The 9926-nt window shown below is 66.7% G+C and carries 7 protein-coding genes; 3 read left to right on the forward strand and 4 right to left on the reverse strand.

The genetic code is table 11. The annotated features are described in order from the left end of the window. On the reverse strand, window positions 1-466 hold a 466-nt coding region (locus tag VKI00_RS13590), incomplete at its 3' end, for a 2-oxoglutarate dehydrogenase E1 subunit family protein (protein ID WP_414687189.1). Between the two features lie 185 nt (window positions 467-651). Then, window positions 652-1407, reverse strand: coding sequence for a hypothetical protein (locus VKI00_RS13595; protein ID WP_324438137.1), 756 nt, complete (start codon window positions 1405-1407; stop codon window positions 652-654). A 173-nt stretch (window positions 1408-1580) separates the two neighbouring features. Between VKI00_RS13595 and VKI00_RS13600 the strand changes: the two genes are divergently transcribed. Together VKI00_RS13600 and VKI00_RS13605 are read left to right on the forward strand one after the other, a co-directional pair. After that, a complete protein-coding gene (locus tag VKI00_RS13600) occupies window positions 1581-2243 on the forward strand; it encodes a PadR family transcriptional regulator (protein WP_324438139.1) in 663 nt (220 codons plus the stop codon). Further along, window positions 2240-4375 carry an MFS transporter gene (locus VKI00_RS13605; RefSeq protein WP_324438141.1) on the forward strand — a complete coding sequence of 712 codons (2136 nt, stop codon included), beginning with the start codon at window positions 2240-2242 and terminating at the stop codon, window positions 4373-4375. The genes VKI00_RS13600 and VKI00_RS13605 overlap by 4 nt, the downstream gene beginning before the upstream one ends. Here the strand turns inward: VKI00_RS13605 and VKI00_RS13610 are convergent. Both VKI00_RS13610 and VKI00_RS13615 read right to left on the reverse strand, forming a co-directional pair. Next, window positions 4369-7824 (reverse strand): TM0106 family RecB-like putative nuclease, encoded by a 3456-nt coding sequence (locus VKI00_RS13610; protein ID WP_324438143.1) that lies wholly within the window; start codon window positions 7822-7824, stop codon window positions 4369-4371. The genes VKI00_RS13605 and VKI00_RS13610 overlap by 7 nt on opposite strands. A 56-nt stretch (window positions 7825-7880) precedes the next feature. Continuing rightward, window positions 7881-8462 carry an LppP/LprE family lipoprotein gene (locus tag VKI00_RS13615; protein ID WP_414687190.1) on the reverse strand — a complete coding sequence of 194 codons (582 nt, stop codon included), beginning with the start codon at window positions 8460-8462 and terminating at the stop codon, window positions 7881-7883. 85 nt (window positions 8463-8547) lie between these two features. On the opposite strand from VKI00_RS13615, the gene VKI00_RS13620 reads away from it, so the two are divergent. Beyond that, window positions 8548-9926 (forward strand): DEAD/DEAH box helicase (locus VKI00_RS13620; RefSeq protein ID WP_324438147.1); only part of this gene is annotated, 1379 nt, incomplete at its 3' end.

Consider the following 9926-nt stretch of genomic DNA (forward strand, 5'->3'; position numbering starts at 1 on the left):
GGGTGCGCTTGAGCTGGTTGTTGATCACGGTGCGGTTGTCGATCATCAGCTTGGCCGGGATAGCCCAAACGCTGGTGGCTGTCGGCAGATCCAGCGACTGGGACATGTTCTTGACGACGGCGGCGGCCGCACCGCGCAGCACCTGAACCTCGTCATCTTCGCCCGGTACCGGGCCGGCCGGCTTGGGTGGGGTCACCGGGGCACTGGTCACGCCGTTGCCGGCGGCGGCAGTGGGGACCGGAGGCGCCGACTGCGCGGGTGAACGGGCCGGCACCGCTTCGGCGGCAGGAGCCGCGGGCGTCGGCTCATCAGCTGTGGTCGAACCGTCGCCGGTTGGCTCAGGGTTGTAGTCGACCAGAAATTCATGCCAGCTCGGGTCGACCGAGGAGGGGTCTTCGCGGAACTTGCGGTACATCTCCTCGACCAGCCATTCGTTTTGGCCGAATGGTGAACTCGTACTGCTCACGGCAGCTGCTCGCCTCGATTCCTCTGTCCGGCAAGCGCGCTACGTGACGCTTGCCACTTCCTGCACACGGTGTCGGCGCATCTGACCTGCGGCGGCCCCGACAGTTTCCGCCCCATAAAGGCTAACCCTTTGCCGACAATCCGCCACGTGTCTTGACCCGCACCGTACGGGCCGACGCAGCGCTGCTATTCGGCGTCGTTAACCGACGGCAGCAGGTGCAGGGTGACTGGCCATCTGGCTGGCGGCGTACCGAACGCCTTGCGGGTGTTACGCACGATCTTCTTACCCACCAGCCGGTTGCCGATGGCGCCGATCACGGCGCCGATGCCGATCGGCAGCATCTTGCCGAATAGCAGCGCGCTGCGCCGCAGCGCGAACCGCCTGACGGCGCGCTTAAGCAACCGCGAATTCAACTGTGCCAGCGTGGCCATCGGCACCGACGCCACGCCCTCCGACAGCCACGCGCCGCTTCGCCGGCCCGGACCGAGCAGTTCGCCGATCGCGTGCTTGCTGTCGTCGCCGACCAACACGGCCAGCACTAGGGCGCGACGTCGCTCCCGGTTCTCGGTCGGGATGCCGTGCACCGCCGCGATCGCCAGCGCGAAGAACGCGGTGGCCTCGAGGAACACCGCCGTCTCCCCAGCGGCAGCCGACAGTGCGGCAAGTGTGCCTAGCCCTGGTAACACCGCCGCCGAACCCACGGCTGCGCCGCTGGCCGTGACGGCGGCCACGTACCGCTTCTCCAGCTTGGCGACGATTACGGACGGTGCAGCCTCCGGGTTCGCGCGGCGTAGGCGGTCCACGTATGCCGTCGCCGCAGGTCCTTGAATCCGCGAGCTGCGCTCGATGATGTGCGCTAATGCCCGTGCCGAAGCCTTGGGCTTGCCGTTGGTGGTGTCGGGCAGCGAGTCGTCCGCTGCGTCCGTCCGTCCGGCTCTCATAGATGCCTCCGACTGATTGCCGGCTCCTCAGCGGGCCGTTAGGCGGCCCGCATCGTCGTCCGGCGCGTGCTGTGTGGACTGCCTTCAGGCTAGCGCCGGTGCCACGAAACGTGGGGCAGGTGTTAGTGCGATTACTCCAGCGGGAATAATCCGCTGGAAACCCCTCCCTGACGATGCGTGGCCGCGCCCAGCCCGACGAAGAGCCGGTGCAGCCCGCCAATCCGGACGGATGGTCGATGGCCTACCAACTCACCTCGTTGGGTATCTCGGTGTTGGCGCTGCTAAGGGAGCGCCCAATGCACGGCTACGAGATGTTTCAGACCCTCGTCCAACGACACGCGGACCGCATCGTGAAGGTCCGGCCAGGATCGCTGTATCACGTCGTCGACCGGTTGACCGAGGAGAAACTGATCCGGCGGACGGCGACCACTCGGGATGGCCGGCGGCCCGAGCGTGCCATTTATGAGATCACCGACGCCGGCGCTGAGGCGCTTGCTGAGCGGGTGCGCCAATTGATCTCCACGCCGGTCCATGAGTTCCCGCAGTTCGTCGTCGCACTTGCCGAGGTCGATACCCTGGGTAGTGATGCCGCGGCGAACGCGGTCGATGACCGCGTCGGGGCGCTGGAGGCCCGAGCCGCCGAAATCATGGCGCTTCGCGATGCCGGTGTCACGCCAGGTGGGTATCTGGTGGCATTGGACTACTTGCTGGCAACGATGCAGGCCGAGCTCTTGTGGTTGCGCGAGTTTGCGGGCTCGGTGCGTTCCGGTCAGCTGGAGCGGCGGCAGGCGGCGTCCGGCAGCAAGGTATGGAGCCAAGACGAGGTAGGGATATGACCACGGCGACTGCTTGCGGGCGTACGGGCGGCGGCCCGCCACGCGCTGGCGGGCCGGCGGGCACCAAGCGCACCAACGCCGCAAGTCCCTGGGACGCGCTCTGGGCCATGATGGTCGGCTTCTTCATGATCCTGCTCGACTCGACGATCGTCGCGGTCGCCAACCCCAGCATCATGATCAAGCTCGGCACCGGCTACAACATGGTGATCTGGGTGACCAGCGCCTACCTGCTCGCTTACGCGGTTCCGTTGCTGGTGGCGGGCCGACTCGGTGACCGGTTCGGTCCGAAAAACCTGTATTTGATGGGCCTCGCAGTATTCACCGCCGCCTCGCTGTGGTGTGGCCTGTCGGGGACCATCGGCATGCTGATCGCCGCCAGGGTTGTGCAGGGGATCGGCGCCGGGGTCATGACCCCGCAGACGCTGTCGGTGATCACCCGCATCTTCCCGGCGGAACGCCGCGGGATGGCGATGAGCGTGTGGGGTGCTACCGCCGGCGTTGCCACGCTGGTTGGGCCGTTGGCCGGCGGTGTGCTGGTCGACGCCCTTGGCTGGGCATGGATTTTCTTCGTCAACGTCCCGATCGGCATCCTCGGTCTGGCGCTGGCGTTCCGGCTGATGCCGGTGTTGCCCACGCACAAGCATCGATTCGACCTGATTGGCGTGGGGTTGTCCGGACTGGCGATGTTCCTGATCGTCTTCGCGCTGCAGGAGGGGCAGTCAGGTGGCTGGGCGCCGTGGATTTGGGCGGTCTTCGTCGCCGGTGTCGGGTTCATGACCGGGTTCGTCTACCGGCAATCGGTCAGCACCGAGGAACCGTTGATACCGCTGGACATCTTCCGTGACCGCGACTTCAGCCTCGCCAATCTCGCTGGGGTGGTCATCGCATTTGCTGCCACCGGGATGTTCTTGCCGCTGATGTTCTACGCGCAGGCGGTGTGCGGATTGTCACCAACGCGTTCGGCGCTGCTGATCGCGCCGATGGCGATTACCAGTGGTTTCCTTGCGCCGATTGTCGGCAACATCGTCGACCGTTCCCACCCCCGGTCGGTGGTCGGTTTCGGATTCTCGGCCTTGGCGATCGGCCTGACCTGGCTCTCGATCGCGGTGACGCCGTACGCGCCGATCTGGCAGTTGGTGCTGCCGTTCATTGCGTTGGGTATCGGGATGGCGTTCATCTGGTCGCCGCTGGCCGCGACGGCGACCCGCAACCTGCCGCCGCGGTTGGCCGGCGCCGGTTCCGGCGTTTTCAACGCCACCCGTCAGGTCGGTGCGGTGCTGGGCAGTGCGGGCATGGCCTCCTTCATGACGTCGAGGATCAAGTCCGAGATGCCGCCGATGCCCGACGGCGAGGCGTTCGGTCCGCAGGGCGCCAAGGGCATGGCGCTGCAGTTGCCGGAATTCCTGCGCGAACCGTTCTCGGCGGCGATGTCCCAGTCGATGCTGCTGCCGGCGTTCGTCGCGCTGTTCGGCGTCGCCGCGGCGCTGTTCATGATCGGTTCCACCGGCTCGGCGCTCGCCAACGATCAGCGGCCGCGGACCGGTACGGGCGACGGCAGCGCCGGCCACCAGGGTGGTTCTGAGGGGCGGACTCGGCGAATTCGGGTACGGCCCAGCGCTTCACCCGACATTGCAAACGACCATGGAGTTGGCCATCTCGTCGGCCACGACGATGCCTTCCAAGGCTTCCGGGATGGCTTCGACGATGACGACGACTACGTCGAATACACGTTGTCGCCCGCGCGCACCGCCTCACCTGACCGGTCGCACGCCGTGCGGCCGACTCAGGCCCGTGTCCAGGATGACGAGACGGAACCGTTGCCCGTGCACACCGAGCACCCACGACCGGCGCCCGCCGAGATGTGGCACAGCGCACCTGTCGAATCGTGGCGCAGCCTGCTCGATGACCCCGCGCCAGAGGTCGAACCAATAGGCTTCGCTCACAATGGGTTTCATGTCGACGACGAGCAGCATTTCCGGCCGATCGAGGAATTCTCGCCGCCGCCGCTCAAGCCGTCGCGGCATGAGCGGCACGAAGATCGATCCGAGTCGCCGCGGCCGCGCAACCGGCACTACCGCGCGGATCCGGACGACACCGTCGACTACGGACGACAGTCCTTCCGGGATCAGTAGCCGGTCGGCGCTCCGACGCCGGCCGGAGCGCGCGAGACCGTCAGGGCCAGGAACGCACCCAGGTCCACCAAACCCCCGGGTGCACTGGGCAGGTAGTCGGTCAACGCCTCAGCGCGCACGATCACAGCCGCATATTGTGCGCGGCTGATCGCCACGTTCAACCGGTTTCGGTTGAGCAGGAACGGAATTCCGCGCGGAATATCCTCCACCGAGGAAGCCGTCATCGAAATGATCACCACCGGCGCTTGCGCGCCCTGGAACTTGTCGACGGTCCCCACCCGGACGTCGCCGAGCCCGGCGACCGCCAGCCGCTGTCGCAGCAGCACCACCTGCGCGTTGTAGGGCGCCAACGCGAGCACATCGGCGGGCGTCAAGGCTCGGGTGCCGCGCTCATCGGTCCACGCCGCGTCCACCAGCGACCTGATCTGCGCCACGATCGCGTCGGCCTCCTCGGGGCTCTCGGTTGAGTTGCCCTCGTGGCGGACCCGAAGGACCTGGACCCCGGGTGGATATCCGTCGAGGTGACGCGCGGCGGTGAGTTCGGTGTACGACTGCAATCGGCCTTCATACGCCAACGCCGACACCGGTGCGCAAACCGCCGGATGCATGCGGTGCGTGCGGTCCAGGAAGTAGCCACGCTCGGCCGGCAACGTGCGGTGGTCTTCGACCAGCCAGCCCAGCGCGGATCCGTCTACCGGCTCGGGATGGGTGCCCTGGCTGACCTGAGGCAACTGTTGCGGGTCGCCCAGCAGCAGCAGGTTCGCCGCAGCCGATGCCACCGCGATGGTGTTGGCCAGGCAGAACTGGCCGGCCTCGTCGATCACCAGCAGATCCAGGCTGCCGCGCGGAACGCGGGTTGGGTTGGCGAAGTCCCATGCGGTGCCGCCGATCACGCAACCAGCTGTGCTGGCGATGAACCCGGCGTATTCCTGCTCGCTGATCCGTTGCCAGCGGACGTCTTGGTTGTCGGATGGTTTCTTCGCGACGCATTGCGGATCGATGCCGGCATCGATCGCACAGTCGAGCAGGTTCTCCACCACGGCATGCGATTGGGCGACTACACCGATGCGCCAGCGGTGCTCGGCTGCCAGCTGCGTGATGACCCGTGCGCCGGTGTATGTCTTGCCGGTTCCGGGCGGACCGTGCACCGCCACGTACGACGAGTCCAAGTCGAGCACGGCTTTTGTAATAGCCTGAGTGATGTCCTCGATGTGGTGGCGACTCCTCGGAAGTGCCGCGCCGCTTCGGGTTCGGGGCGGGCGGCGTAACAGAATATCGAACAGGGCGGTGCGGGGGAGTTGCGGCAGCCCAGCGGCGACGTCGGCGGCTGTCGATTCGATCGATTCTTTAAGCGGCTTGGTCCCGATTGGCGCGCCGGGAGTGAGGGCGAACGGAAGTTGATGAAAAGTGTTGCCGTCCTGCGGTGTTCGTTCCCGAATCACCACTCGAGTCGGCACGGTCGGATCGTCGACCTCGATGACCTCAGCGCGGCCTGCCGCCCGTCGATCGGGGTTGTCGGTCAGGCCCGGCGGGGCCGGTGGCTCGTAGAGCGCGAAGACGTCGCGGTTGAGCGCGCCGCGCGCCAATTCGCCGGTCAGCTGTAGCCGTCGCTGCAGCTTCTGAGCTCGCGGCGGCCTGTCCCAATCGACGGCGATGGTGGCGTCGCTGACCATGAAGACGTCGGTGTCGTCGGCCCATTCATCGGCCGGGTAGTTCAGCCGGTCGAAATGCGCCCACCAGAACGGTTTGTCCTCGCGGCGGTGATAGCCCCGTGCCGCGGCCACCATCGCAACCGCGGTCTGCTCGGCAGTGCGCACGCCCACCTCGGCTTCTCCGGTGAACGCCGCCAGGGTGGACGCTAGCGGGTCATGTTCCTCGATGCTGTCGTCGTCCGAAACAGGTTGGGCGCCAATCGGTGTGGTGCCGGATTCGAATGCCCGGATCAGCAGCCAGTCCCGCAGGGAACGGGTGGATTGGCAGTCGTAGAGGTTGTAGTCTTCGATCTCCTTCAGCACGGTCACTGCCTCGTCGGACTGGCCGTTGCTGCGTAGCTGGCAGTATCGCGCGTACTGGGTGATCGAGTCGGCCGCCGTGGTGACATCACCGGAGCGCAGCTGCGAGCCCATGTACAGCGGCTCCAGCGCCTTCAGGCCGACCGATTCGCTCCCGACGCGAATGCTTTTGCGCACAATCGGATACAGGTCGACCAGAGTCCCGCTGCGGAGCAGCTCGTCCACCTCGTCTTCCCCGACGCCATGGCGTCCGGCAAGGCGCAGCAGCGCCGTCTTCTCATACGAGGCGTAGTGGTAAATGTGCATGTTCGGGTAGCGCCTGCGCCGCTTGGCCACCAGCGCGAGGAAGTCGACCAATGCCTTGCGCTCGTTTCGGCGGTCGTGAGCCCACAGCGGATGGAAACCCCCCGACCGGCCGCCTTCCAAGACGCCGAACAGATACTCCAGGCCCCAGTCGGCGCCGTCGGCCGTCCACAGCGGGTCGCCCTCGAAGTCGAAGAACAGATCCCCGTCGTCGGGATTGGGCAGCAGTGCCAATGGCTGCGGGTCGGCCACCTCGAACTGCGGTATGCCGGTATCGCGTTGGCGGACCTGAAGTTTGGCCTGCGCTACCAGCTTTTCCAGCGTGCGCGCCGGTAGATCGGCAACAGGCCCGGTGTGGGCGGCCAGTTCGGCCAGCGTGTTGATGCCCGCGTCGAGCAGCTTGGCGCGCTGACTTACCCGCATGCCCGCGACCAGCAGCAGATCGTCGGTTGCGCGCACCTGTTCCTCGCAGGCCGGGCATCGGAAACATGCGTGTACCCGCTCGTCTCCCCAGCTCACGGGTGTGCCATCGGCATGGTGCTCATCGAGCAATCGCTGCAACCTCGCCCGCTGTTCGGAGTAGACCGGGATCAGCTCGTCGACGCGGTAGCGCACCGCCTTACCGTTGCCGAGCACCAACTCGGCTTCCGGAGATACCGGGATCCCCGAGCGGCTCAAGGTATCCGCGTAGGCCGCGATCTGAAGCAGCGCGGTGACCTTCGCCGAGCGGGCCAGCTTGGTGTCGGAAACCCGATACTGGTCCCCATCGCGGACGAGGAAGTCGGCGAAGCCAACGAAGCGGCCATCGAACATCGTCGCCTGATACACCGCCGCCGCGCCGGCGTCGATGGCGCGTTGCGTTGCCGCGGCGGCGGCGGTGAGCGCGGCAACGGTGTAGGCCGGATGGCCGATCACGATCACGCCGTCGCCGCATTCCTCCCGCAGCTGTTCGAGGCGGCGTCGCTCGTGCTCGTCACCGAGAGCGGCGGTGCGCGCTAGTAATTCGTCCTCGACGATGACGCCGGGACCGCGGCCGAGCCGTGCGTCGAAATTCCGCAGCAGGGCGTATTCACAGCGAGCGGCGGCCGCGAGATCCGACGCGCTGTAGATGATGCTGTCGCCTGCCATGAACACAGCAGCCACTGTAGGCCGACGGACCGACAGATCGACCGCCGCCGTGGGCGGCTTCGTTAGTGTCCGGCGTTGGCGATCAGCTCCACCCCGTTACCGTTCCAGCGGAACTTCACGACGCTGGGCAGGCCGATACCGCCGGAGTACACCAACGCCACCGTGTCGCCGGTGCACTGCGAGGTGTCGATCCCGTTGAATCCAAAGGTCTCGGGCGCTCCCTGCGGCGGTATCAACTTGCCGAGATGAAACATCACCGCCCTGGTATTGGGGCTCTCGGCGTTGGTGTTGGCCTTGACGATCACCGCTGATAACTGGGCGCATTCGTTGTAGTTGCCGGCCAGCGGCTCGGGGTTCCACGGCTGCTGGCTGCGGGGATCGCGGGGGAGTTCCGACACCGCCCGGGCGATCGCGGGCGCGCCGAGGTTGATCGCGCAGGGGTCGGGGGCTGCGGAGGTGCTGCTGGTTGGGGCCGCGGCCGGCGGGCCCGGTGCGCGGGCCGCGGAGGTCGGACCGGCTGTCGTCGCCTGCGGCGTCTTGGCGACGGTCGAGTCACCCGACCCGCAGCCGGCCACCGTCGCGGCGATCAGTGCGGCAGCGGCAAGGCCAGTCAACCGTAAGACACCGCCGTGTCGTCTCCACACAAGGTCGCACCGTACCCTCACCGGCCCTTTCGACGTGGCAGGCGTGGCCGAGCGGCGCTTCACGACGCTTTAGACTTTGTCTGAAATGGCCTCACCGGACAGCGCGCCCACGACCTTCGCCGACCTGCAAATCCACCCTTCGGTCTTGCAGGCCGTCGCCGACGTCGGTTACGAGTCACCGTCGGCGATTCAGGCGGCGACGATTCCGGCTTTGATGGCCGGGTCGGACGTGGTGGGGCTGGCACAGACCGGGACGGGCAAGACAGCCGCTTTCGCGATCCCGATCCTGTCCAAGATCGACACCAACAACAAAGCGACGCAAGCGCTGGTGCTGGCGCCGACCCGCGAGCTGGCGCTGCAGGTCGCCGAGGCGTTCAGCCGCTACGGCGCCCACCTGCCACGGATCAATGTGTTGCCGATCTACGGCGGGTCCTCGTACGCGGTGCAACTGTCCGGCCTCAAACGTGGCGCGCAGGTGGTGGTCGGCACTCCGGGCCGTGTCATCGACCACCTCGAACGCGGAACGTTGGATCTCTCCCGAATCGACTACCTGGTGCTCGACGAGGCCGACGAGATGCTCACCATGGGCTTCGCCGAGGACGTCGAACGGATCCTGTCCGAGACGCCCGAGTACAAACAGGTCGCGCTGTTCTCCGCGACCATGCCGCCAGCGATCCGCAAACTCACCGCCAAGTATCTGCACGACCCGACCGAAATCAAGGTCGAGGCGAAAACCGCTACCGCCGAGAACATTTCGCAGCGCTATATCCAGGTCGCCGGTCCGCGCAAGATGGACGCGCTGACCCGGGTTCTGGAGGTCGAGCCGTTCGAGGCGATGATCGTCTTCGTCCGCACCAAGCAGGCGACCGAAGAGGTAGCCGAAAGGCTCCGTGCCCGCGGGTTTAACGCAGCGGCGATCAACGGCGATATTCCGCAGAGCCAGCGCGAGCGGACCATCGCCGCGCTGAAGGAGGGCGGCGCAAAAGGACTCGACATCCTGGTTGCCACCGATGTGGCCGCCCGCGGATTGGACGTCGAGCGGATATCGCATGTGCTCAACTACGACATCCCGCACGACACCGAGTCGTATGTGCATCGGATCGGGCGCACCGGCAGGGCCGGGCGGTCGGGTGCCGCGCTGCTGTTCGTCTCGCCGCGAGAGCGCCACCTGCTCAAGGCGATAGAGAAGGCGACGCGGCAGAAGCTCACCGAGGCCGAACTGCCCAGCGTCGAGGACGTCAACGCGCAGCGGGTGGCGAAATTCGCCGATTCCATCACCGACAGCGTCGGCTCGCCCGGTTTCGAGTTGTTCCGCCGCCTGGTCGAGGACTACGAGCGCGACCACGACGTCCCGATGGCCGATATCGCCGCGGCGCTGGCGCTGCAGTCGCGCGACGGCGAAGCCTTCCTGATGTCACCTGAGCCGCCGCCCGAACGGCGTCCCAAAGAGCGTCAGGACCGCCC

The sequence above is a fragment of the Mycobacterium sp. genome, assembly GCF_035314665.1.
Taxonomy (GTDB): Bacteria; Actinomycetota; Actinomycetes; order Mycobacteriales; family Mycobacteriaceae; genus Mycobacterium.